The sequence below is a fragment of the Pseudarthrobacter sp. MDT1-22 genome (assembly GCF_054511035.1).
The window spans coordinates 1-22,153 of the sequence record NZ_JBTNDK010000005.1 but is presented as its reverse complement, the minus strand read 5'-3'; the positions used below and the strand labels follow the sequence as shown (position 1 = coordinate 22,153).

The 22,153-nt window shown below is 66.4% G+C and carries 24 protein-coding genes and 1 pseudogene; 10 read left to right on the top strand and 15 right to left on the bottom strand.

What is annotated here, in order from left to right; genetic code table 11:
- Positions 1-59: 59 nt before the first annotated feature.
- From ACX80M_RS05745 to ACX80M_RS05735, 3 genes are all read left to right on the top strand, one after another.
- The gene (locus ACX80M_RS05745; protein ID WP_252600295.1) at positions 60-785 is read left to right on the top strand and encodes a DUF72 domain-containing protein; all 726 of its coding nucleotides are present in this window, start codon (positions 60-62) and stop codon (positions 783-785) included.
- Between the two features lie 72 nt (positions 786-857).
- On the top strand, positions 858-1,940 hold the full coding sequence (locus tag ACX80M_RS05740) for an App1 family protein (RefSeq protein WP_252600294.1): 1,083 nt from the start codon (positions 858-860) through the stop codon (positions 1,938-1,940).
- 39 nt (positions 1,941-1,979) lie between these two features.
- Entirely contained in the window at positions 1,980-2,831 is an 852-nt protein-coding gene (locus ACX80M_RS05735) for a formate/nitrite transporter family protein (protein WP_252575216.1), read from the top strand.
- A gap of 12 nt (positions 2,832-2,843) precedes the next feature.
- Here the strand turns inward: ACX80M_RS05735 and ACX80M_RS05730 are convergent, their stop codons facing one another.
- On the bottom strand, positions 2,844-4,409 hold the full coding sequence (locus ACX80M_RS05730) for a glycoside hydrolase family 1 protein (RefSeq protein ID WP_459309229.1): 1,566 nt from the start codon (positions 4,407-4,409) through the stop codon (positions 2,844-2,846).
- 300 nt (positions 4,410-4,709) lie between these two features.
- Here ACX80M_RS05730 and ACX80M_RS05725 point away from each other — a divergent pair, with 300 nt between their 5' ends.
- Positions 4,710-5,495, top strand: a complete 786-nt coding sequence (locus ACX80M_RS05725) for an AAA family ATPase (RefSeq protein ID WP_252614118.1) — start codon at positions 4,710-4,712, stop codon at positions 5,493-5,495.
- On the opposite strand, the gene ACX80M_RS05720 is transcribed toward ACX80M_RS05725, so the two are convergent.
- From ACX80M_RS05720 to ACX80M_RS05710, 3 genes are all read right to left on the bottom strand, one after another.
- Positions 5,487-5,864 (bottom strand): hypothetical protein, encoded by a 378-nt coding sequence (locus tag ACX80M_RS05720; protein ID WP_058931288.1) that lies wholly within the window; start codon positions 5,862-5,864, stop codon positions 5,487-5,489. The genes ACX80M_RS05725 and ACX80M_RS05720 overlap by 9 nt on opposite strands.
- 44 nt (positions 5,865-5,908) lie before the next feature.
- Entirely contained in the window at positions 5,909-6,262 is a 354-nt protein-coding gene (locus ACX80M_RS05715) for a J domain-containing protein (RefSeq protein WP_252600290.1), read from the bottom strand.
- Between the two features lie 74 nt (positions 6,263-6,336).
- On the bottom strand, positions 6,337-6,762 hold the full coding sequence (locus ACX80M_RS05710; RefSeq protein ID WP_252600353.1) for an Hsp20/alpha crystallin family protein: 426 nt from the start codon (positions 6,760-6,762) through the stop codon (positions 6,337-6,339).
- 135 nt (positions 6,763-6,897) lie between these two features.
- Here ACX80M_RS05710 and ACX80M_RS05705 point away from each other — a divergent pair, with 135 nt between their 5' ends.
- Complete coding sequence (locus tag ACX80M_RS05705) at positions 6,898-7,224, top strand: MerR family transcriptional regulator (protein ID WP_252600289.1); 327 nt, start codon at positions 6,898-6,900, stop codon at positions 7,222-7,224.
- A gap of 21 nt (positions 7,225-7,245) precedes the next feature.
- Here the strand turns inward: ACX80M_RS05705 and ACX80M_RS05700 are convergent, their stop codons facing one another.
- Both ACX80M_RS05700 and ACX80M_RS05695 read right to left on the bottom strand, forming a co-directional pair.
- The gene (locus ACX80M_RS05700; RefSeq protein WP_252600288.1) at positions 7,246-7,554 is read right to left on the bottom strand and encodes an MmcQ/YjbR family DNA-binding protein; all 309 of its coding nucleotides are present in this window, start codon (positions 7,552-7,554) and stop codon (positions 7,246-7,248) included.
- Positions 7,555-7,559: 5 nt separating this feature from the next.
- Entirely contained in the window at positions 7,560-8,339 is a 780-nt protein-coding gene (locus ACX80M_RS05695) for a phosphatase PAP2 family protein (RefSeq protein WP_374209915.1), read from the bottom strand.
- Positions 8,340-8,468: 129 nt separating this feature from the next.
- On the opposite strand from ACX80M_RS05695, the gene ACX80M_RS05690 reads away from it, so the two are divergent.
- The 4 genes from ACX80M_RS05690 (at position 8,469) to ACX80M_RS05675 (ending at position 11,840) form a co-directional block, all read left to right on the top strand.
- Positions 8,469-9,578, top strand: coding sequence for a DNA alkylation repair protein (locus tag ACX80M_RS05690; protein WP_252614124.1), 1,110 nt, complete (start codon positions 8,469-8,471; stop codon positions 9,576-9,578).
- A 118-nt stretch (positions 9,579-9,696) separates the two neighbouring features.
- Complete coding sequence (locus ACX80M_RS05685) at positions 9,697-10,734, top strand: zinc-dependent alcohol dehydrogenase family protein (RefSeq protein ID WP_252614125.1); 1,038 nt, start codon at positions 9,697-9,699, stop codon at positions 10,732-10,734.
- Between the two features lie 24 nt (positions 10,735-10,758).
- On the top strand, positions 10,759-11,433 hold the full coding sequence (locus ACX80M_RS05680) for an SDR family NAD(P)-dependent oxidoreductase (protein ID WP_459309228.1): 675 nt from the start codon (positions 10,759-10,761) through the stop codon (positions 11,431-11,433).
- The gene (locus ACX80M_RS05675) at positions 11,430-11,840 is read left to right on the top strand and encodes a (R)-mandelonitrile lyase (RefSeq protein WP_252600284.1); all 411 of its coding nucleotides are present in this window, start codon (positions 11,430-11,432) and stop codon (positions 11,838-11,840) included. The genes ACX80M_RS05680 and ACX80M_RS05675 overlap by 4 nt, the downstream gene beginning before the upstream one ends.
- Positions 11,841-11,878: 38 nt before the next feature.
- On the opposite strand, the gene ACX80M_RS05670 is transcribed toward ACX80M_RS05675, so the two are convergent.
- From ACX80M_RS05670 to ACX80M_RS05640, 7 genes are all read right to left on the bottom strand, one after another.
- Positions 11,879-12,769 carry a helix-turn-helix transcriptional regulator gene (locus ACX80M_RS05670; RefSeq protein WP_252600283.1) on the bottom strand — a complete coding sequence of 297 codons (891 nt, stop codon included), beginning with the start codon at positions 12,767-12,769 and terminating at the stop codon, positions 11,879-11,881.
- Positions 12,770-12,866: 97 nt separating this feature from the next.
- Positions 12,867-13,850: a sugar kinase gene (locus ACX80M_RS05665; RefSeq protein ID WP_252609746.1), complete on the bottom strand. Its 984-nt coding sequence runs from the start codon at positions 13,848-13,850 to the stop codon at positions 12,867-12,869.
- Positions 13,847-14,548: a bifunctional 4-hydroxy-2-oxoglutarate aldolase/2-dehydro-3-deoxy-phosphogluconate aldolase gene (locus ACX80M_RS05660; protein ID WP_252609745.1), complete on the bottom strand. Its 702-nt coding sequence runs from the start codon at positions 14,546-14,548 to the stop codon at positions 13,847-13,849. Before ACX80M_RS05660 ends, ACX80M_RS05665 begins: the two co-directional genes overlap by 4 nt.
- 5 nt (positions 14,549-14,553) lie before the next feature.
- Entirely contained in the window at positions 14,554-15,702 is a 1,149-nt protein-coding gene (dgoD, locus tag ACX80M_RS05655) for a galactonate dehydratase (protein WP_058931277.1), read from the bottom strand.
- Between the two features lie 7 nt (positions 15,703-15,709).
- Positions 15,710-16,609 carry a carbohydrate ABC transporter permease gene (locus tag ACX80M_RS05650; RefSeq protein WP_252609742.1) on the bottom strand — a complete coding sequence of 300 codons (900 nt, stop codon included), beginning with the start codon at positions 16,607-16,609 and terminating at the stop codon, positions 15,710-15,712.
- Positions 16,606-17,547, bottom strand: coding sequence for a carbohydrate ABC transporter permease (locus tag ACX80M_RS05645; protein WP_141141625.1), 942 nt, complete (start codon positions 17,545-17,547; stop codon positions 16,606-16,608). Before ACX80M_RS05645 ends, ACX80M_RS05650 begins: the two co-directional genes overlap by 4 nt.
- 131 nt (positions 17,548-17,678) lie before the next feature.
- Positions 17,679-18,974: an ABC transporter substrate-binding protein gene (locus ACX80M_RS05640; protein ID WP_252600279.1), complete on the bottom strand. Its 1,296-nt coding sequence runs from the start codon at positions 18,972-18,974 to the stop codon at positions 17,679-17,681.
- Between the two features lie 135 nt (positions 18,975-19,109).
- On the opposite strand from ACX80M_RS05640, the gene ACX80M_RS05635 reads away from it, so the two are divergent.
- Positions 19,110-19,943 carry a FadR/GntR family transcriptional regulator gene (locus ACX80M_RS05635; RefSeq protein ID WP_252600278.1) on the top strand — a complete coding sequence of 278 codons (834 nt, stop codon included), beginning with the start codon at positions 19,110-19,112 and terminating at the stop codon, positions 19,941-19,943.
- Here ACX80M_RS05635 and ACX80M_RS05630 read toward each other — a convergent pair.
- Positions 19,940-21,778, bottom strand: coding sequence for a S8 family serine peptidase (locus tag ACX80M_RS05630; RefSeq protein WP_459309227.1), 1,839 nt, complete (start codon positions 21,776-21,778; stop codon positions 19,940-19,942). The two genes, ACX80M_RS05635 and ACX80M_RS05630, sit on opposite strands and share 4 nt — an antisense overlap.
- Positions 21,779-21,968: 190 nt before the next feature.
- Positions 21,969-22,153, bottom strand: a pseudogene (locus tag ACX80M_RS05625) (NAD(P)-dependent oxidoreductase); the annotation flags it as partial.

Below are 22,153 nucleotides of genomic sequence, written 5' to 3'. Positions count from 1 at the left end.
CGGTCCACGAACACCGGAGGCATCATGGTTCACCCATCTCCCCTGCGGGTCAGCTGACTGTGGCTGTCTATATCGGCACCTCCGGCTGGAGCTATGACCACTGGGAGAACGTGCTCTACCCGCCAGGCCTCCCGGCCCGGGACAGGCTCCAGCACTACGTTTCCCGGTTTGGCACCGTTGAGTTGAACGCCAGCTTTTACCGGTGGCCCCGGGACACGTCCTTCGCCAGCTGGCGGCGCAGGCTCCCGGACGGGTTCGTGATGTCCGTCAAAGCTCCGCGCGGCCTGACGCACGGCAAGAAACTCTACGGACCCGAAGTCTGGCTGGAACGCATCGCCCGCTGCTGGCACGAACTGGGCGACAAACGCGCTGTCCTGCTGGTCCAACTGCCACCGCAGCTGCAGCGCGATGATGCCCGGCTGGATCACTTCCTCGCCGCGGTCCCGTGGTGGATCCGGGTGACCGTGGAGTTCCGGCACCCCAGCTGGGACCATCCGGACGTGTACGCCTTGCTGGAACGGCACCAGGCCGCGTACTGCATCATGAGCGGCGCCCAACTGCCGTGCATCCTCCGCGCCACAGCGCCCTTCGTCTACATCCGGCTCCACGGGCCTGACCATCAGCACCTGTATGGCGGCTCCTACTCCGATACGGACCTGCAGTGGTGGGCGGACCGGATCCGCGAATGGTCCGCGGCAGGCAAGGATGTCTATGCCTATTTCAACAACGACGGCGGCGGGAACGCCGTGCGGAACGCCGACACCCTCCGCTGGCTCCTTGATTGAGGCTGACGTCACGCACGGCGGCGGGACCGCCAGGGTGCCCGGCGCGCGGTTGCGCTGTGGCAGAGTGGAGACATGGACAGGGCTCCTCAGAATTCACCGCAGAACACTCCGCACCCCGCACCGCTGTCCGGCACCCAGCTTTTACGCCTGGCGCACCGGATCTCCGCCGTCGTCAACGCCGTCCGCATCCAGCTCGCCAAGGGCTGGAATTTCGCACCGCAGACCATCGCGTACCAGGGCTACGGTTCGACCGACTGGGTACGCGTGCTCGGCCGCGTCCTGTTAACCAAGAATCCGGCCCCGGGCAGCCGGGCCGAGCAGGCTGCCCGCAACGGCACACAAAACGTCCGCGGCTGGCGGGCCTTCACCAGCGTCCCCCTGCAGTTCATCGAGGTGGAAATTACCATTGGCGGCGTCACCACCCGAGTCCGGGCGGACCGTGGCGGCCTGATCGACACCGTGGTGGACGTGCAGCTCCCGCCGGGCTGGCACACGGCCATCCTGCGGGCTGACGGGACCGAACCCGTGGAGACGCTGATCCAGGTGATCGATGCCGATGCGAAGTTCGGCATCGTGTCCGACATCGACGACACCGTGATGGTCACCGCCCTGCCCAGGCCGTTCCTGGCCCTGTGGAACACGTTTGTCCTCAGCGAACGGGCCCGGATGGCGACGCCGGGGATGGCGGTCCTGCTGGAAAGGCTCACCATTGAACACCCGGACGCGCCCGTCATCTACCTGTCCACGGGTCCGTGGAATGCTGCCCCCACCCTGGCGCGGTTCCTGGGCCGGAACATGTATCCATCCGGCGCCCTCCTGCTCACGGACTGGGGCCTGACCCAGGACCGCTGGTTCCGCAGCGGGCAGGAGCACAAGCACCGCAACCTGGAGCGCCTCGCCAAGGAATTCCCGGACATGCGGTGGCTCCTGATCGGCGACAACGGCCAGCACGACGAACAGATCTACTCAGGCTTCGCCCAGGAAAACGCCGACAAGGTGGCCGCCATCGCCATCCGGCAGCTCTCCGTCAGCGAGTCCGTCTTCGCCGGCGGGCACTCCGAGGACGGCGACCACACCACGTCGGTGGTGCCCTGGATCTATTCGCCGGACGGCGCGGGGATGGCCAAACAGCTTAAGCTCCTGGACCTCCTCTAGATCAATCACCACACACTTTCAGGCGGATAGGCGACACGCATGAGCGACACCGACGGCGATGCGCGGCGGCGGGAACTTGGCGACAATCCAGGCCCGGTTGAGGAGGAGGTGGAGGAATCCTTCGACCGCACGGTTGAGGAAGGCGCGCAGCGGCTGAACCGCTCCTTTCGGGACGTGCTCATCACCGGCTTGTTCGGCGGGTTTGAAATAGGCGTTGGCATTATGGCGTACCTCGGCGTTCTATATGAGACCGAGAACCACCTTCTCGCGGGATTGGCGTTCAGTGCAGGCCTCATCGCCCTCCTGCTGGCCAAGAGCGAGCTGTTCACGGAAGGCTTCCTGGTGCCCATTGCCGCGGTCGTCGCACGGGAGGCAAGCTACGCGCAGCTCGGGAAGCTCTGGGGCGGCACACTCATCGCTAACCTGGTGGGCGGTTGGCTGTTCATGGCATTGATCATGACAGCGTTCCCGCAGTGGAGCGAGACCATCACGAAGGAAGCCACCCACTATCTCGACGCCGGGTTTAACTGGAAAACCGTGTGTCTTGCCGTGTTGGCGGGGAGCACCATCACGTTGATGACCCGCATGCAGCACGGGACGGACAGCGTCACCGGCAAGATCGCGGCCGCCGTCGTTGGCGCTTTCCTGCTCTACGGGCTGCAGCTCTTCCACTCGATCCTGGACTCGCTGCTGATCTTCGGTGCCATCCACACGGGTGCTGACATCAACTACCTTCAATGGCTCGGCTGGTTTTCCTATGTAGTGGTCTTTAATGTGCTTGGCGGGGTCCTGCTGGTGACCGCGCTACGGCTGGTGAGTGCCAGCAAGCTGGTGAAGGAACGTCGCGATGACTCACCCGAGGACCCGGAGGACGCGCACCACGCCGGCTAGGTTCCCAGGACACTAGGCGGTGGCACCTGAGGTGGTCACGCCGTCGTCGGGAGATACCGCCGTTTCGGGATCAGCGGCAGTGTCCGGTTCCTCACTGGCGGCCTGCGCGACGGCGGCACCCGCCGTCGCGGCAAGGTTCCGCTCCTCGATGAGCTCCTGAAGCCAGAAGTAGGACGCCTTCGGCGTGCGCTCCAGGGTCTCGAAATCAACATGCAGCAGGCCGAACGGCTGGTTGTAGCCTGCCGACCATTCGAAATTGTCCAGGAGCGACCACACGTAGTAGCCCCGCAGGTCGATGCCCTCTGCGTCACCGCCCGGGGCCGTGGCCTTCAGCGCTGACTCGATGTGGTCCGACAGGTATTTCAGCCGCCGCTCGTCCGGGATGAAGGTGGTGTTGGTGGACTTGTCACGGACGATGATGTCCTCGAAACTCGCCCCGCCCTCGGTGATGATCACCGGCGGCAGATGCGGGTACCGCTCTGCCATCTCTTTCAACGCCACCCCCATGTACTCGGGCTTCACCGGCCAGCCGTAGGAGGTGATGTCCGCTTCGGGCCAGGCCTCGACGTGGAACGGCGTGGAGCCGTTGCCTGCCGCACTCAAGTCACTGCCCATGGCCTCCGCCATGCTCGCCGGCACAGCCCCTTCACCAGGACCGAAAGCCACCTTCGTGGGCATGTAGTAGTTCAGGCCGTAGAAATCCAGCGGCTGGGAGATGATCTCCATGTCCTCGTCCGGATGGTCGAATGAGCCGAAGAACTTCGCGGCGCGGATGATATCCGGATATTGGCCAGTGAGGACGGGGTCCGCGTACATCCGGTTCTGGGCGATGTCCATCAGGCCCGCACTCATCCAGTCCAGGGGGTTGATGGAGTTCGGGACCATGGGCGAGTACACGTTGGTCATCCCGATCTCGCCTGGGACCCCCGCCGCCCGCAATGCCTGCATCGCGAGCCCGTGGCCCAGAAGCTGGTGGTGCACGGTAGGCAACGCGTTGACCATAAGTGCTTCGCCCGGTGAGTGCAGGCCCATGGTGTAGCCGTTGGTGCTGACCGTGGCGGGCTCGTTGATGGTGACCCAGCGGGCAACGCGGTCGCCGTACGCAGCAGCGGCAATCGCGGCGAACTCCCCCAGGCGGTAGGCGGTATCGCGATTCATCCAGCCGCCGGCGTCGTCCAGTGCCAGCGGAGTGTCCCAGTGATAGAGGGTGACCATGGGCGAAATCCCGTTGGCCAGGAGTTCGTCCAGAAGCCGGTCATAGAACGCCAGCCCGGCAGGGTTCACCGGGCCGCTGCCGTTGGGCTGGATCCGGGGCCAGGACAGTGAGAACCGGTACGAGTCGACACCCAGCTGCTTCATAAGGGCAACATCGCCGGGCATGCGGTGGTAGTGGTCGCAGGCTACGGCCGGGCTGTGCCCGTCCACGATGGCACCTTCCTTGGCCGAAAACACGTCCCAGCCCGCCGTGCCCCTGCCGTCTTCAGTAAGGGCGCCCTCGATCTGGAAGGCCGCCGTGGCCACGCCCAGCGTGAAGTCCGCAGGGATGAGGGCGGCCAGGTCCTTGGCGGAAATGTGCATGGATTCAGTCCTTCATGACCGAGAAAGCGTGGAACGGGTACGTCCCAGAATGGCACACGGCAGGGCTGCTGACGAGCGTCGCTGCTAGATCTGAGCATGATGAAAAACTGGGGAAGTTCATCGACGATTTTTCCGAGCTGGTCCAGCTGACGCAGGCCGGAAACCACCGGCAGCAGGCGGGCAAGCGGCTGCTTGAGGCGCTGACGGAGCACCTGGGTGAGTCGGCTGAAGGCCTCTCCGTGGTGAACCTTGCCGTGGGGCCTGAAACAGCCAACGGATTCCTGGCCGAGCACCGCGGGGGTGACGTTCCACCACCGTCCCAGCCTCCCGGCGTCGGACGTCATCATGCCCGACGGCCTGCTGCAGAAGGTCGCGGACCACACCGTGGGCATCGCCACGCACCGGGCGTCCCTCAAACAGCACGGCCAGCATCTCAAACGGGGCATCCTGCTGTGCGGCCGCCCGGGGACCGGCAAGACGCACACCGTGCGCCACCTGCTGAGCCAGAGTGAAGGCTCGACGGCGATCCTCCTCTCGGGCGGATCGCTCGCCAGGATCTCCGAGGCGGCCCGCATGGCCCGGGCGCTGCAGCCCTCGATCGTCGTGCTGGAGGATTGCGATCTTATTGCCGAGGACCGGAGTTTCGGGCACGGGCCGCAGCCGCTGCTTTTTGAGGTGCTGGACGCCATGGACGGCCTGGACAACGACGCCGACGTCGCGTTTGTCCTCACCACCAACCGGCCCGACATGCTGGAGCGGGCGCTGGCGCAGCGCCCGGGCCGGGTGGACCTCGCGGTGGAGATCCCGCTGCCGGCCCATGCCGAGCGAGTCCGGCTGCTGGAACTCTACGGCCGCCTGGTGGCGTTCAGCCCGGCGGCACTGGATGCCGCCGCGGAACGGACGGCGGGAACCACCGCCTCCTTCGCGCGGGAACCGGTCCGGCGGGCGGTGGTGGCTGCGGCGCTGGATAACACCCCGGTGTCCGATTCGCACCTGGCGGCCGCCGTGGACGACCTGATGGCCGACGCCGAAACCCTCACCCGCAGCCTGCTGGGCAGCGGCACGGACGCGGCCGGCTCATTGTGAGCCGAAGAGGAACTCCTTGGCGTGCGCCACGGCCTTCCGGAAGGCATCGTTCCGGAGTGTGACGAGTTGCTCCGCGTCGCCGTCTGCCGGCTCGAGATAACCGGTGTAACCGGGCCGCAGCACCCAGACGTCGCCGGCGGGCGGAAGATAGAACACCCCGAAGGACCGCTGCTGCTCGTCTTCGGCGGTCCATACGGGGACCACTGCCAAGGCCGCGCCAGTGGCAGGATTGATCCACTGTGCGCGGGGAAGCGGCTCTTCGTGGGCTTCGGGGTCCAGGAACGGTGCAGTACCCTCGCCCCAGCGCTGTTCGAAGCGTTCGTGGAAGGCAGGAATCAGGTGGGAGTCGTAGCGGCGCCAGTCGCTCATTGTTTTGTCCGCCTCCTCGCGGTGATGGCTGTCGTCTTACGGGTTTACTTCCACGGTCCGCTTTCCCAGCGCACCGTGGTGATCCTGATGGTGTTGCCGGCCGGGACGTACCGGTTGCTGACCTTCCGGACGGGGATGACTGTCGGGGTGCCACCCGGCGCGCTTGGTCCGTTGCGGCTCCTGTCGTAGGTTGCGCGCCGCGCCGCGTCACGGAGGACAGCGAACGCCTGCATGATCCGCAGCAGCTCTCCATCCTGCACGTCGCGGTCAACCGTTGCGCCGCCGTCGAGATCCGGATGATGGGTGCGCATCAGCACCCGGTAGGCACGGGAGATCTCCTGCTGGCTGGCAGCAGGCTTCACGCGCAGCTCATCGTAGTAGTCCGGCTGGCTGGTCATGGCGGTCCTTGTCGGGAATTCTGACCGGGAAGGCCCAGGGGCGCCGGACGTAGCCGGCGCCCCTGGGCCCGGACCTACTTACCGATCTCGTGCAGGGAACCCTGTTTGGTTTCGATCTCGATCCTGCGCGGCTTGGCCTGCTCCAACACCGGGATCCGCAGGGTCAGCACGCCCTGGTCGTAGCTGGCCTTGATGGTGTCCGCATTGAGCGTGTCGCCCAGGATGAGCTGACGACTGAAGACACCGCGCGGTCGCTCTGAGGCCACCAGCTCAACATTGGGCTGGGTGGGGTCCTGGCGCTCCGCGCGGACGGTCAGTACGTTGCGCTCCACGTTCAGGTCCACGGAATCCACCTTGACGCCCGGGAGGTCGAACGCCACCACGAACTCGCCGTCTTCCTGCCAGGCGTCCATGGGCATTGCCGCCGGCCGGGCGGCGGTTCCGAAGACCTGCTGGGCGAGCCGGTCCAGCTCACGGAACGGGTCCGTACGCATCAACATCATTTCCCACTCCTTCAGTTCCTAGAAGTTGAATCCAGTTCATCTACCCACCATCGGTTATCTGTATTGGTGGATATAGATTTTTTATAGCACTCGTGCGAGACTGATGCAACATCACGGGGAAGGTATTTTGGGGTGGACGCGGTCAGTAGAACGCCAGAACAGAAACCGGGTCCTCGGGCCGGTCAGGCACTGTATGCCATCTCTGTAGCAGCAAAGCTGGCAGGGACCGGGCAGCAGAACATCAGGCTCTACGAGACGAAAGGGCTGATCCTCCCGGAGCGTACGGCCGGCGGCACGCGTCAATACAGCAACGCCGACATCGGCCTGCTCCTGCACATCGGGGAACTCCTGGACCAGGGGCTCAATCTTGCCGGCATAGCCAAAGTCCTGGAGCTCGAGGCAGCGAATGCCGAACTGCGCCGCGCCCTCAGACGGGCCAGGTCACGCCCGGACACGTAGCGGCCAGGGTCCCCTGGCCAGTCAGGATCCGCGGCCGCCCGCCAGCCGGTAGGACTCCTCGAGCAGTTCTCCGAGTTCCTCGGCGCCGATTTGGTCCAGCCGGACCAGCACCAGCTGTGGCGACCGCTCATGGTGCGGGGTCCAGAAATATGTAGCAGGCTCCATGCCGGCCAGCGCCTCCCGCTCGGTGGTCTTCACCGTCAGCACGCCGTCCTCCCACATGCGTGCCATCAGCGTCTTCGCGAACCAGGCGGGCCGGTCCCAGCTGCTGCGTTCGGTGACACCGGGCAGCGCCAGGCACATCCTCCGCACGTCGTCCTCGGCTGCCATCGCGGCTAGTCGCCCGGCGCGTCCGCTTTGGAGAGTTCGCCCGTGATCCGTTCGCCGGGGATCCTGGCGGTCCGCCACGTATCCAGGGCGATGACGGCACCGAGGATCAGAAGCGAGAGCGTCATCGAGGCCAGCGCGTCGCTGAGCCAGTGGTAGCCAAGGTACAGGCGGCTCACCGCGGCGAGAACTATGCCGATGCCCGCACCAACGAAGCCGAAGACGGCCGACGTCGGGTTTTCCCGTCGCGAGAAGACCAGGAAGGCGGTCACTAGCAGGAAGTCGCAGGCACCCAGGACGTGGCCGGACGGGAACGAGAAGGTGTGGTCGGCGCCGAACAGCATCAGTTCCACAGGGGGCCGCGAGCGCTGGACGATCGCCAGGATGATCTGCGATATCACGACGCCGGTGAGCATGGCGGCGGCGAGCATAATGGGCCGCCAGGCGTGCTTGGCCGCGAACCCCCAGACCACCGTCACCACCAGCACGATGATGGGCAGGGCGACCGGGCCGAAGACCACCGCGAGGAAGATCATCACGGCAGTGAGGGTCTCGGACCGGAGCGAGAGCAGCCAGTCGCGGATGGATTCGTCGGGACCCCAGGGGCCGGTACCGCTCTGCAGGACGCCCACCAGCGTCGCGACGAACAGCAGGGCCCCCACGCTGATGAGCACCACCGCCGTCCGGTACAAAGCCTTCCGCGCGGCCGGTTCCATGAAGCGTTCCTCCACCACGAACTTGTCATGGAAGGTCCGCCAAAGACTGTTCTTGCCTGCCTGCTCTGCCACTGTGTGTCCGTCCGTGCGCCGTTAAGGAGTGCCTAAGGTGAAGATTATCCCTTCTGCCCGGCGTTGGCCTGCTCTGCCCGTCGTTGGCCCTGCGGCGGGCATGTCAGCCCGCGGGGGTAGCCTGTCTCAATGGGCGCGATGAATGAGCTGATCAACCGGCAGGGCGTGGAAACACTGGCCGGGATCCTGGCTGCGGCCGCTCCGGGATCGGGCTGGCCGCAAGTGGCTGCTGCCGCCGCACACTTGGACGAGTTGAGCCTGCGCAGCCGGACGGATGCGGTGAGCAGTGCGTTGCTGGCGGATGTGCGGCAGCTTCCGGATCCGGGATACCCGACGGCGGCACGCATCTTCCGGAGCGCCCTTTCCGGCGCCGGTTTCACGGGCTGGATCCTCTGGCCGGTATCCGAAACGGCCGTCACGCTTGCCCTCGAATCAGGCACTTCACCCTACTTTGACGACTGCCTGGCCCTTCTGGCCGAACTGACCCCGAGGCTCACGGGCGAGTTCGCCATTCGCCGGCTGCTGGCCGCGGACCTGGAGCGTTCCCTCGAGATCATCCAGGGCTGGACCGGGCATCCGGACGAGCATGTCCGGCGGCTGGCCAGCGAGGGGACGCGGCCGTACCTCCCCTGGGCGGTGCGGGTACCCGCCGTCGTGCTTCACCCGGAGGCGTCCCTCCCGGTTCTGGACGCCCTGTACCGGGATCCTTCGGAGTACGTGCGGCGCTCGGTAGCCAACCACCTCAACGACCTGGCGCGGCACGCACCAAAGGTAGTGGTGGCGACGGCGGCGCGCTGGCTGTCCGCGCCGGACGCCAACACCGCATGGGTGGTCAGGCACGGCCTGCGGACCCTGATCAAGAATGCGCACCCGGGAGCGCTGGCCCTGCAGGGGTTCGTGCCGGCGTCGCTCGCTGTCACGGGGCCGCGGCTGGACCGGAACTACGTGGCCCTGCCGGGTGAACTTGCTTTCGACTTCGAGATCGCCAACACCGGAAACGGCGATGCCCGGCTGGCGGTTGACTACGTGGTCCATTACGTCAAAGCCAACGGCACGCAATCGGCCAAGGTCTTCAAGATCGCGGCGCTCACCCTCGCCGCGGGTGAGACCCGTACCCTCTCGAAGCGTCATGCCTTCCGTCAGATGACCACCCGGGTGCACCACCCGGGGGTCCACGCCCTTGAGCTGCAAATCAACGGGATCCGGCACGGGCACACGGAGTTTGAGCTGCACCTCTGAGGGGGGAGGCACTGCCGGTACCTGTATCAACAGCCACTCCCACACATGCGGAATGTGCGGTTGGCTAGTGGAGGAACACCCGGGCTCCTGCCCCTGACGAAGTGATGAGGAAACGAAAATGCGAGCAACCATCATGTATGGCGCCGGCGACGTGCGCGTGGAGAACGTGCCCGATCCCGTCATCCAGAATTCGACCGACGCGATCGTGCGGATCGTCAATTCCTGTATCTGCGGCTCCGACCTGCACCCCTACCACGGCATGCCCTCGTCCAGGCAGGGCAGCCCCATGGGCCACGAGTTCATCGGCGTCGTGGAGGAAACAGGCAAGGACGTGTCCACCCTGAAGAAGGGGGACTTCGTCATCGCCCCGTTCGCCTGGTCCGACGGTACCTGCGTCTTCTGCCGTGAAGGCCTGCAGACCTCCTGCCGCCACGGCGGGTTCTGGGCCTCGAACGGAATCGGCGGCGCCCAGGCCGAGGCCATCCGTGTCCCGTTCGCCGACGGCACCCTGGTCAATGCCCCTGTGGGTGAGGACAGCGAGCTGCTGCCGTCGCTGCTGACCCTCTCCGACGTCTACGGCACCGGCTACCACGCCGCCATCAAGGCAGGCGTCAACGCCCGGACCACTGTCACGGTCATCGGTGACGGCGCCGTCGGGCTGATGGCGGTGCTGTCCGCCAAGCAGCTCGGTGCCGAGCAGATCATCCTGATGGGCCGGCACAAGGCCCGCACCGACCTGGGCATCGAATACGGCGCCACCGACGTCGTCGCCGAACGCGGTGAGGCCGGCATCGAGAAGGTGCGCGAGCTCAGCGGCGGCGACGGAACGCACACCGTACTTGAGTGCGTGGGGCACCGCCCGGCGTACGACCAGGCCCTCGGCGTCATCCGCCCTGGCGGCGTCATCAGCCGGGTGGGCGTGCCCCAGTACGAGGACGCTCCGATCGGCTTCGGCTCGATGTTCGGCCCGAACATCACGCTCACCGGCGGCCCTGCCCCGGTCCGCGCCTACATCGAGACGCTCCTGCCCGGCGTCCTTGACGGCACCGTCAACCCGGGCAAGGTGTTCGACCGGACCATCAACCTGAACGAGGTCCCCGACGGCTACCGCGCCATGGATTCCCGCGAGGCCCTGAAGGTCCTGGTTTGTCCGTAGCGCCACCCTCGAAAGGAAACAACCATGGCTACCTGGCTCATCACAGGCTGCTCGACCGGACTCGGCCGCGCGCTCGCCCAAACCGTGCTTGCGAACGGCCACAACGCCGGCTACGGTTACCGTGCCGCGGTTGAAGAGGCCGACGACGCCGAGATCCGGCAATTGTTCGACACCAACTTTTTCGGCGCCGTCAGCATGATCAAAGCAGTACTCCCCGGCATGCGCGCCAACAGGGCCGGGTCCATCCTGAACATCTCCTCCATCGGGGCGCGCATCTCACCGGCCGGATCCGGATACTACTCCGCCAGCAAGGCAGCCCTGGAGGGCCTGTCCGGCTCCCTCCACAAGGAACTGAAGCCACTCGGAATCAACGTCACCGTCATCGAGCCCGGCGCGTTCCGCACCGACTTCGCGGGCCGCTCGCTGACCCAGTCGGCCACGCCGATCAAGGACTACGCGGAGACGGCCGGGAAGCGGCGCAAGGAGAACGACACGGTCCACGGCACCCAGCCGGGCGACCCCGCCAAGGCGGCGGAAGCCATCCTGGCGGTCGCCGCGAGCCCGAACCCGCAGTCCCTGCTGGTGCTCGGCAGCGACGCTTTTGACTTATTCGGCGCCGTCGCCCAGGCACAGCGCACGGAACTGGACCAATGGCGGGACGTCAGCCTCAGCACGGACATCGGAGGAGAACAACCATGAGCACGCAGAAGCAACCGAAAACGCCCACCGTCAAGGGACCCGATGACTGGTTTACCGGCGACGTCTACTTCAACGCGTACTACTCCGGCCAGCAACCGTCCCGTGCCCGGCTGAATCTGGTTCGCTTCACTCCTGGCGCGCACACCGCCTGGCACAAGCACGCCGTCGGGCAGACCCTGCACGTCACGGAAGGCATCGGGTATGTGCAATCGCGTGGGGAAGAGCTGATCGAGCTGCAGCCCGGCGATACGGTCTACACGCCCGCGGGTGAGTGGCACTGGCACGGTGCGACGGAAGGCAACTTCATGTGCCACCTCGCCCTGTGGGAAGCACCAGTGGACAGCGACGAGGCCGAAACGGTCTGGGGCGCCAAGCTCACGGCCGACGAATACCCCTCGACGAAGTAGAAGACGACAGGCACCCGCACTAGGGCCGCAGCGCGGCGTTACTGCGGGTGCTTGGCAGTTGGTGATGGTTCGGCGAACTCGTCATCGTGCGTGGCAGCCCAGGAGGCCAAGAGCTGCAAGGCGTCAGCCGTCGGGGAACCGGCGGGCGCGGTGTACACGTTCAGCACCAGGCCCGGCTCGCTGGGCAGCTCCATGGACTGGTAGTTCAAATCCAGGTCACCCACCACCGGGTGGTGCAGCCGCTTAAGCCCGCTGCGGTGGAAGACGACATCCCGGGAAGCCCACCGGTCCCTGAACAGCTCGCTCTGCGTGGACAGCTCGCCGACCAGCCGGATGAGTTCGGGGTCGTGCGGATGCCGGCCTGCTTCAAGCCGCAGCATCGCTGCGGCATCGTTGGCGATCTGATCGTAATCTCGCCAGAACTCCCGGGCTGCCGGGTCAAGGTACGTAAACCGGGTGGTGTTCACGGGGCGGTGCGCGCTTTTGAAAACAGGTGAGTAAAGGGCCCGCCCCATCCGGTTTGCTGCCAGGATGTCGTGGCGGCCGTTGCGGACCCACGCCGGCGCGTCAGCCATTGCATCGAGGACCTGCTGCACTTCAGGGCGGACAGTACCGGACGGCTTGCTGCGCCTCCTGCGAGCCGGCCCGGCGGCGCGGGCGAGGTCAAAAAGATGCTCCCGCTCGGCTTCGTCCAGCTTCAGCGTGCGTGCGAGGGCATCCAGCACGCTTTCGGACGCCCCGGCGAGGTTGCCGCGCTCCAGGCGCACGTAGTAGTCCACTGACAAACCGGCCAGCATCGCCACTTCCTCACGCCTCAGGCCGGCGACCCGCCGATTCCCGCCGTACGCAGGCAACCCGGCTTCCTCGGGCGAAATCCGCGCCCGCCTGGAACTTAGAAACTCTTTTATGTCCGCGCGCACGTCTCCCATACCCCTACGGTAAGCGCCCGCGGTCCCGGGCGGCAGGCACTGTCAGTACCTGCCTGCTCCGCGCCCGGGGAAGGCAAGCCCAGCCACGACCCGGCAGCTACCGCTGGGTGGTTCCGCTGGCGGTGGCGCCCAGCATGGCGAGCTCGGCCCGGCTGGGCAGGCCCTCCCAGTCACCGGCAGTGCTGACGGCGAAAGCCCCCATAACGGCGCCGCGTTGCAGGCGGCCGGCAACGTCCTCACCGTCGAGCAGGGCAGAGAGGTAGCCGGCTGTGAAGGCGTCCCCCGCGCCCACGGTATCAATGCTTGTCACCGTGACGGCGGGCGCCTCGAACCGTCCGGAGGCGGTATGGACGCCGGCGCCGGCTGCTCCCCGCTTGACCACGACTTCCCCAACCCCCTGCTCCAGCAACGAGGCAGCGAGCACGGTTTCGGCGTCGTCGTACCCCAGGGAATCGGAGCCGCTCAAGGCGGCGGACGCCACGAGGTCCAGTTCGTCGTCGGACGCTATCAGGATGTCGGCGTGCCGCGCGATGGGGCCCAGCACGGTTCGGGCCTCGTCCCGGGTCCAGAGCCGGCTGCGGTAATTGACGTCGAGGGAGACCACCACTCCGTCGGCGGCGGCGCGCTCGGCAGCGTATTCAAACGCCTTCCGGGCTTCCGGGCTGAGCGCGGGGGTGATGCCGGTCAGGTGCAGCACGCGCGGGCTGGCACCGAGGGCACTGTCCACGTCGTCCCGGCTGACGGTGGAACCAGCCGAACCGGCGCGGTAGTAGAAGGCCCGGGTGACGTCCGCGGTCCGCTGTTCGAGGAACATCACGCCCGTGCTGCGGGACGGATCCACCCGGCACTGCGTCCCGATGTCCTCGGAGCGGAGCTGCCGCAGGATGAATTCGCCGTGCGGATCGGCGCCAACTGCACCGGCCCACGTGACTGTGTGTCCTAGCCGCGCAACCCCCACGGCGACGTTCGATTCGGCACCGGCCACGTGCATGGCCAAGCTTCCGCCGGCGGACAGCGGACCGGCGGACCGCAGCGACACCATGGACTCGCCGAAGGTCAGAAGGTCGACGGCGGCGCTCACCGCACGCCCGCTGCGGCGGTCGCTACGGCCGCTGCGGCCGTTCGGCGGGCAAAGGAGTCCGCCAGGTCCACAAACGCGCGGGCACGCCCGCGCGTCGGCGCGAGGTCACCGCCGGAGCCGACATCACCGAACAGCGGCCCGCCAAGCCCGACGGCGATCGCGCCGGCTTCCCAGTAACCCGCGGCCTCGTCCAGGCCCACGCCGCCGACGGCGATAAACGGGATCCCGGGGAAGGGATCGCGCAGCGCCTTGAGATAGCCGGGGCCGCCGATGGAGGCGGGGAACAGTTTGATGGCGGTGGCCCCGCGGTTCATCGCTTCGTACGCCTCGCTGGGCGTCAGGGCGCCCGCCAGGACGGGGATTCCCTGCCGCGCCGATTCGTGGATGGATGCGGCCAGGGACGGCGTAACCATAAACTGGCCGCCGGCCCCGGCGACGTTGTCCACGTCTTGCACGGTCAGGACGGTTCCGCCGCCGACGTAGCAGCCGGCCGGTGCGGCGGCGCGGACCTCGCGGATGGCATCCAGCGCCCCCGGCGTGGTCAGTGCGATCTCGACGAATCTGAACCCTTCCGCCATCGCGGCGAGGGCGGCCTGCGCCGCGGCCTTGCCGTCGGTACCGCGCACGATTCCCACGAGCCGCGACTCCCGGATTCCGGCCAGCAGGCTTTCGGGCGTGATGTCCGTGCTGTCAGTCATGTTGTTTACCATTCTGCAAATGCTCCGTCCGAGTGGCGCCAGACCGGCCCGCGCCAGGCGTGGCCGCGCTTGTCCGCCGCGCGGACCACGGCCTCGTCGATTTCAATGCCGAGGCCGGGACCGGTCAGCCGTTCAATGTGGCCGTCCACGAACTTCAGCGGGGACTTGTCCACCACGTAGTCCAGGACTTCGGCGCCCTTGTTGTAGTGGATGCCGATGCTCTGTTCCTGGATCAGGAAGTTGGGCGTCGCGAAGCCCACCTGCAGGCACGCTGCCAGGGCCAGCGGCCCCAGCGGGCAGTGCGGTGCCAGCTGGACGTCGTAGATTTCGGCGAGCGAGGCGATCTTGCGGACCTCGGTGATCCCGCCGGCGTGTGACAGGTCAGGCTGGGCCACGGCGATTCCTGCCTGCAGTGCGGGCAGGAATTCCTGCCGGCTGTAGAGCCGCTCACCGGTGGAAACCGGCGTCGTGGTTGAAGAGGTGAATTCGCGCAGCAGGTGCGTGTTTTCCGGGACCACGGGTTCTTCGAGGAAGAACGGCCGGTACGGTTCCAGCAGCGGCGCCACCCGGCGGGCGTTGGCCAGGCTGAAGCGGCCGTGGAAGTCCACCGCGACGTCGCGGTGGTCCCCCAGCACCTCGCGGGCCGCGGCAACACGGCGGACGACGCCGTCGATCTCGGCCACCGAGGCGACGGGGCTCATCCGGCCGCTGGCATTCATCTTGACGGCGGTCAGGCCCACTTCCAGCTGGGCGCTTATCTGGTCCGCCACCTCGTTCGGCTCGTCCCCGCCCACCCAGCCGTACATCCGGATCCTGTCGCGGACGTGGCCGCCCAGGAGCTGGTGCACGGGGGTGTTGAAGTGCTTGCCCGCGATGTCCCACAGTGCCTGGTCCAGCCCGGAGACGGCACTGGCCAGGATGGGTCCGCCGCGGTAGAAGGAACCCTTGGTCATGACCTGCCAGTGGTCTTCGATCCGGAGGGCGTCGTTGCCGATCAGCAGCTCCGAGAGCTGGCCGACGGCGGTGCGGACCGTTTCGCTGCGCCCCTCGCAGGTTGCCTCGCCCCAGCCGACAATCCCGCTCTCCGTCTCGATCCGGACAAACAGCCAGCGCGGCGCGACGAGGAAGGTTTCAATTCTGCTGATGAGTGTCATACCGGACCTAGCCCTTGGTAGCTCCGGCGGTCATGCCGGAGACGATGTACTTCTGCGTGAAGAGCGCAATGATCATGATGGGGATGGTCACCACGGTGGCGGCCGCCATCAGCCCGCCCCAGTCGATGCTGGCGTAGGAGACAAAGTCGAAGATGGCAACGGGAAGCGTCTTGGTCTTGGACCCGGAGAGCACCAGGGCGAACATGAAGTTGTTCCAGGAAAAGATGAAGGACAGGATGCCGGCGGTGGCCATGCCGGCCACGGACAGCGGCAGCGTGATGCGCTGGAACGCGCCGATCGGCGTCAGTCCGTCCACCTGCGCCGATTCCTCCAGCTCCAGCGGGAGCGAATCGAAGTAGCTCATCATGATGTACACGATCAGCGGCAGGGCAACGAACATGTGGCTGAGGATCAGTACCTCGAACCCACCTACCATTTTCAGGTTGGAGAACACGTAGTACCAGGGCACCAGCAGGGAAACACCCGGGATGACGCGGGCCATCAGGACCACCAGGGCTGAGCGGTGCATGGTGAACCGGCTCATGGCGTACGCAGCCGGGACGCCCAGCACCAGCGAGAGGGCCGTGGAGACAAAGGCCACCCAGAAGCTGTTGAAGATGAAGACGAAGTAGTTGTTGCGCTGCAGCACGTTTGCGTAGTTCTCGAACGTGGGGCTGAAAATGAACGATTTGGCGGTGTCGTAGATGTCAACGTTGGTCTTCAGTGAGGCCAGCAGCATCCAGAACAGCGGCGCGACCAGGAACAGCACGACGGCGATCAGGGCCGCGACGCGGAAGACCTTGTAGGCGCGGGTGCCGAGGGGCTTCTTCGGGCGGCGGACCGGCCGGGGATGCCGGGGCTGCCCGGCGGACGTTTGGGTTTTGGTGTTTTCGTTCAGGACGGTCATTTGCTTACCGCTTTCTTGCGCATGGTCAGCAGCCACATGGAGCCGATGATGATCATGAAGAACAGGATCAGCACCGCGGAGGACAGCCCGTACTGGTTGTAGTCGAAGCTCAGCCCGTAGGCGTAGACGTTCAGGGTCTCCACTTCGTGGAAGGACCCGCCTCCCTTGCCCTTGGTGGCGTACAGGATGTCGAAGGTCTTCAGGGCGTCGATGCCCCGGAGGAGGATGGCCACAATCACCGTGGGCATCATCAGGGGCAGCGTGATGAAGAAAAAGCGCTGGAACGCGTTGGCTCCGTCCATGCGTGCCGCCTCGTCGGGCTCCTCGGAGAGGGAGGTCAGGCCAGCGAGCAGGATCAGGACCACCATGGGGGTCCACTGCCACACGTCCATGAAGATGGTGGTGCCGAGCGCGGTGTCCTGGCCGGAGAGCCAGGGCTGGGCGGGGATGCCCACAGCGGCGAGCAGCTGGTTCGCGAACCCGATGTTGGGGTCGAAGATCAGCCGCCACATCATGCCGACGGCTACCGGGGTTGCCACGAGCGGCAGCAGGATGGCCACGCGGACCCACTTTTCGCCGCGGAAGGGCCGCCACAGCAGCAGGGCGATGCCCATGCCGAGTGCCACTTCGCAGACCAGGGCGATGCCGGTGAAGGTGAGTGTGCGGCCCACAGCGGGCCAGAAGCGTTCGACGTCGGACAGGACCGTCAGGTAGTTTTCCAGGCCGATGAATTCGGTGGCTGCGCGGACGGAGCCCTGCGAATCGGTGAGGCTCAGGTACAGCGTCCAGGCCAGCGGGAAGATGATCAGGACGCCGACGAAGGCCATCGCCGGGGCTGCGAAGAGCCATTTGCGGTGCCGGTTGGCCCAGTCAGAGAATTTTTCCCGGGCACCGGGAGCACGGCCTGCGTTCCGGGCTGCGCTGCGGGGAGGAGTCATTACAGACATGGTTCACCTAAGGAGTTGGGGGGTGAAGAATGGCCGGGGCGGGACGGCAGCGTCACTGCCGTCCCGCCGGGGCTGTTGCGTACACCGGGCCTCATTGGCTGAGGCCCCGTGCACTGCGTGCGTTACTTCTTTTCGCTGTCCAGGAACTTCTGGAAGGCCACGTGGGCCGAGTCTGCTGCGGCGGAAGCGTCGGCGCCGGTGATGCTGGCAACGATCGGCTCGCCCACGATTTCGCGGGCCTTGCCAACGGTGACTACCTCGGGACGGTCGTGGCCCACACCGTTTTTGGCGCTGGCGGCAATGGCTTCGGCCAGGTCCTTCGGGTACGTGGAAGTTCCGGCTGAGTCAGCCCAGACGGAGGCGCGGGGTCCGGGGACGCCGGCCTTCTGTGCGGCCAGGGTGCGTTCCTTGCTGGTGGCCCACTGGATGAACTTCCAGGCGTTGTCCTGGTTGCCCGAAGCCTCGTTCACTGCCAGGCCCCAGGACGGGATGTTGTACGGCTTGGAACCGGCGGGACCGGCGGGCAGTGCGGCGAACCCGACAGTCTCGGCAACCTTGGACTTGGCCGGATCGGTGGCGTTCTTGTAGAGCGAGTCCGCCTCGGTGTAGAAGGCGGCCTTGCCCTGGGTGAAGATGGCCATCGCTTCGGGCCAGCTCATGTCCGTGCTGACGTTAGCGGGACCGTAGTTCTTGATCAGGCCGCCGTAGAAGGCATAGGCCTCTTTGGCAGCTGCCGAGTTGACGGTGGACTTGCCGCTGGAATCGGTGAAGTCGCCGCCGAAGCTGTACAGGAAGCTGGAGAACTGGGTGACGGCGGCGGACTTGCCGGTGCGGGCCACAAAACCGGCGGTGTCCGGGTTGGCTTCCTTGATGGCCTTGGCGGCCGCTTCAAGCTCCTCCATGGTCTTGGGGACCTCAAGGCCGGCGGCCTTCAGCAGGTCCTTGCGGTAGTAGAGGACTTCGCGCTCGGTGATGATGGGGACGCCAACAACCTTGCCGTCAGCGGTGGTGGCCTTGACCGGGCCCTCCTGGTAGTCCTTCCAGTCCCAGCCGGAATCCGAGGAGACCTTGCTGGTCAGGTCCGCGAGGTAGCCGTTCTTCGCGAACGCCTTGCCTTCCTGGAGCGGGCGGTACATCATCACGTCGATCTCGTCGCTGCCTGCGTTTAGCTTGACGTTGTACTGGTCCGAGAGCTGGTCTTCGCCGAGCTGCGTCAGTTCCACCTTGAGCCCGGAGGACTTCTCAAATTCCGGGATGGCGGCCTTGATGCCTTCGGTCCAGACGTGATTTGCGAGAGTTACCCGGACGATGCCGGATTCCTTGGCGTCGCTGCTGCCGCTGCCGCCGCCGCAGGCTGTCAGCCCCATGGAAAATGCCGCGGCGACTGCCGCGTACTTCATTACTGAACGTCGCTTCATGACGACTCCCTTGCTTCGAGGCTGACGTCACTGTCCAGCCATCTACAAATGCATCTTTACATCTGCTCTGGAAGAGAGCATAGGTAAATAAGGCAGACTTAAACAACCCCTTTTGGCAACCAGTATGATTTATCTATGAAAACCCCAAAGGCGGAGTCCCCTACCGACCGGCATACCGCGTTGGTCCAGAGTTTGGGGCTCGCCATTGCCGAGGGGTCCCTCGCGCCGAATTCGGTGGTGCGGCTGGACGAGCTGGAGGCGCAGCACAAGGTATCCCGGTCCGTGGTCCGGGAAGCCGCCCGGGTTCTGTCATCCAAAGGCATGCTGGCATCCCGTCGGCGGTTCGGCACCGTGGTACAGCCCGAAGAGGCCTGGAACCTTTACGATCCCCAGGTGATCCGCTGGCGGCTGGCCTCGTCCCGGCGGCTGGAGCAGCTTCAGGCCCTCAACGAACTCCGTGGCGCGATCGAACCACAGGCTGCCCGGCTCGCGGCCGAGCGGGCGTCGTGGGATGCCGGGAGCGACCTGGTCTCCCTGGCCGCGCGGCTGTGGGCGGCCGGCCAGCGCGGAGAGCAGGAGGAGTTCCTCCGGCTGGACGTGGAGTTCCATGCCGCCGTACTCAAGGCTTCCGGCAACGCCATGTTTGCCCAGCTCCAGAATCTTGTGGCCGAGGTCCTCACCGGCCGGACGGAACACGGCCTGATGCCAGACCTGCCGCACCACGAAGCACTTCAGCTTCACGTTGACGTGGCCAGCGCCATCCAGCGCGGTGAGGCCGGCGCCGCCCATGCCGCCATGAGCAGGATCGTGGAACAGTTCGCTGAGGAAGTGGGCCATATCTGGTCCGAGCACAACCATGGCAAGTCGCCGGATGCTTCCCCTCAGCACACAACCCCGCGGCACACAACAGGGGCCGACGGCGCCCCCCAATTGCCGCCGTCGGCCTCCCTTTCCACAACCGACAGCTAGAACGAACCCGTGGTGAACTGCCACGTCTTCGTGGCCAACTGATTGCCTGCTAGGTCCCGGATGGACGTCCCGCCGCCGCTTACGGTCACCATGTATTTCGTCTTCGCTGCCAGAGTGTTCTGCGGGTCCAGGATCCACTGATTGGTGGTGCCGTTGCGGAAGACGGCAGCCGGGACCAGAGCCCCGGTGGCCGCGTTCTTCACCGTGAACGTGGCGGTGCTGACACCCTGGACCGGCTCACTGAAGGTCACCGACAGGTTGTTGTTCCGCCGGACCAGGAGGGAGTTGCTGCCCGGCGTGAACCCTGTGACCGTGGGCGCCGGGCCGGTGGTGAACGTCCAGCTCGTGCTGGCCAAGGGCGTGCCCGCGGTGTCGCGGATGGCGGTGGCGCCGCCCACCAGCGTCGCCGTGAAGGTGACGTCCGCGGCCAGGTTGGCGGAGGGATCGAGGGTGGCCGTTTTCGTTGTCGCGTCGTAGCTGACCGTTGCCGGGATGGCGGTGCCGGCGGCGTTCCGGAGCACAAATGTTCCGGCACCAACACCCTGGACGGCCTTGCTGAACGTGGCCGTCACGTTGCTGGCCACGGGTACCGCCGTCGACTGTGCTGCGGGTGATTTGGCCGTAACAGTGGGGGCGGGCGCCACGGGTGCCGGTGCCGGTGCGGGTGCCGCCGCGTACAGCAGGCGGTTCGGCGTGCCGGTCCCGGTGCCCGTGATGACTCCGGCGGTGGCGTTCGAGGTCAGCGCCGAAGCAATCTGGGCCGGTGTGAGTGCCGGGTTCTGGGACAGCAGCACCGCCGCGGCGCCTGCCGTGTGGGGCGCTGCCATGGATGTGCCGGACATGGACGCGGTTGCGGTTGTTGAGGTGTACGACGCGGAGACAATGCCGACGCCAGGTGCATACAGATCCACGCAGGAACCGAAGTTGGAGAAGGAAGCCTGGCGGTCGGCGGAATCGCTGGCCGCCACGGTGACCGCTGCGGGGAGCCGCGCCGGCGAGCTCCCGCAGGCGTCCGCGGCGGAGTTGCCGGCGGCAACCACTGCCGTGACGCCGTCGTTGATGACACCCTGGAGCGCGGAATCCACAGCCGCGCTGGCCGCCCCGCCCAGGCTCATGTTCACCACGGCGAGCGTTCCGGCGGCGTGGTTGCCGGCGATCCAGTCCAGGCCGGCCACAACGTCGGAGTTGAAACCGGAGCCGGAGCAGTCCAGGACCCTGACGGGGACGATCGTCGCCGCCTTTGCCACGCCGTAGGTGGTTCCGGCCACCGTTCCGGCCACATGGGTGCCGTGGCCGTTGCAGTCGCCGGCTCCGCGGCCATCGGCCACTGCTGTCCAGCCTGCTGCCACGCGGCCAGCAAACTCTGTGTGCGAGGCGAGCACGCCGGTATCCACCACGTAAGCGCTGACTCCGGCGCCGGCGGCGGTCCACGTGTAGGAACCCGAGAGGGGCAGGGGCCGCTGGTCCACGCGGTCCAACCCCCATGGCGCGGGCTGCTGCGTTGCGGAGAGTGTGATGGGGGCGTCCACCTCCACCGAGGCGACGCCTGCCGAGCGGGACAATGCCGCGGCTTGCGCCGGCGTCGCCGTAACCACAGCGCCTCGCAGGGCGTGCGTAAAGGAACGCCCGACGCCGATGCCCTGCGTTTTCAGGCGCGCCGCCTCGGCCGGGACGTCGGTTTCGGCGGCGTAGCGGACCAGGTAGCGGACGTTTGCGTCGGTGCCGGCGGGGGCAAGGGCCGGCTCAACGGCCCCGGCGGGCAGGCCCGAGGCGGTCAGTGCCACGGCAGAAATCAGCATGGCGGCAGCGGGCAGCACAAAACGGAAGGTGCGCATGGTGGGGTCCTAGCGTGGCGGTCTGGACTGATGCTGGCGGCAACAAATCCCCGCCTATCACCAGATTAGGAGCCCGCCACGCACCGATGCGGCGAATTGAGCCGATCCTGCGCCAACCCTTCGGTGCCTGCGGAATTCTTGAGGGACCACCCTCCAAAGCGGCCTGTTTTCGGGTTCAGTCTTCCGCGATTCAGTCTTCCGTGGGCGTGGTCCTGTTGGAGTGGTAGGTCCGCCACGTGTGTTCAGGCTCGTAGCCCAACAGGCGCCGGGCCTTGTCGATCGACAGCATGGTCTCGTGTTCGCCCAGTTCCTTGGTGACGGTGACGTTGGGGAACACCTCCGCGGCGAGGCTGGCGCTGGAACGCGTCATGACAG

Bases quoted from the DNA above. Each gene is read 5' to 3' on its own strand.
- ACX80M_RS05685 (WP_252614125.1), top strand. From the start codon at position 9,697: ATGCGAGCAACCATCATGTATGGCGCCGGCGACGTGCGCGTGGAGAAC.
- ACX80M_RS05645 (WP_141141625.1), bottom strand. From the start codon at position 17,547: ATGACTCCTCCCCGCAGCGCAGCCCGGAACGCAGGCCGTGCTCCCGGT.
- ACX80M_RS05740 (WP_252600294.1), top strand. From the start codon at position 858: ATGGACAGGGCTCCTCAGAATTCACCGCAGAACACTCCGCACCCCGCA.
- ACX80M_RS05650 (WP_252609742.1), bottom strand. From the start codon at position 16,609: ATGACCGTCCTGAACGAAAACACCAAAACCCAAACGTCCGCCGGGCAG.
- ACX80M_RS05700 (WP_252600288.1), bottom strand. From the start codon at position 7,554: ATGGCAGCCGAGGACGACGTGCGGAGGATGTGCCTGGCGCTGCCCGGT.
- ACX80M_RS05690 (WP_252614124.1), top strand. From the start codon at position 8,469: ATGGGCGCGATGAATGAGCTGATCAACCGGCAGGGCGTGGAAACACTG.
- ACX80M_RS05670 (WP_252600283.1), bottom strand. From the start codon at position 12,769: ATGGGAGACGTGCGCGCGGACATAAAAGAGTTTCTAAGTTCCAGGCGG.
- ACX80M_RS05680 (WP_459309228.1), top strand. From the start codon at position 10,759: ATGGCTACCTGGCTCATCACAGGCTGCTCGACCGGACTCGGCCGCGCG.
- ACX80M_RS05730 (WP_459309229.1), bottom strand. From the start codon at position 4,409: ATGCACATTTCCGCCAAGGACCTGGCCGCCCTCATCCCTGCGGACTTC.
- dgoD (WP_058931277.1), bottom strand. From the start codon at position 15,702: ATGACACTCATCAGCAGAATTGAAACCTTCCTCGTCGCGCCGCGCTGG.
- ACX80M_RS05720 (WP_058931288.1), bottom strand. From the start codon at position 5,864: ATGAGCGACTGGCGCCGCTACGACTCCCACCTGATTCCTGCCTTCCAC.
- ACX80M_RS05660 (WP_252609745.1), bottom strand. From the start codon at position 14,548: ATGACTGACAGCACGGACATCACGCCCGAAAGCCTGCTGGCCGGAATC.
- ACX80M_RS05735 (WP_252575216.1), top strand. From the start codon at position 1,980: ATGAGCGACACCGACGGCGATGCGCGGCGGCGGGAACTTGGCGACAAT.
- ACX80M_RS05710 (WP_252600353.1), bottom strand. From the start codon at position 6,762: ATGTTGATGCGTACGGACCCGTTCCGTGAGCTGGACCGGCTCGCCCAG.
- ACX80M_RS05675 (WP_252600284.1), top strand. From the start codon at position 11,430: ATGAGCACGCAGAAGCAACCGAAAACGCCCACCGTCAAGGGACCCGAT.
- ACX80M_RS05630 (WP_459309227.1), bottom strand. From the start codon at position 21,778: ATGCGCACCTTCCGTTTTGTGCTGCCCGCTGCCGCCATGCTGATTTCT.
- ACX80M_RS05640 (WP_252600279.1), bottom strand. From the start codon at position 18,974: ATGAAGCGACGTTCAGTAATGAAGTACGCGGCAGTCGCCGCGGCATTT.
- ACX80M_RS05715 (WP_252600290.1), bottom strand. From the start codon at position 6,262: ATGACCAGCCAGCCGGACTACTACGATGAGCTGCGCGTGAAGCCTGCT.
- ACX80M_RS05635 (WP_252600278.1), top strand. From the start codon at position 19,110: ATGAAAACCCCAAAGGCGGAGTCCCCTACCGACCGGCATACCGCGTTG.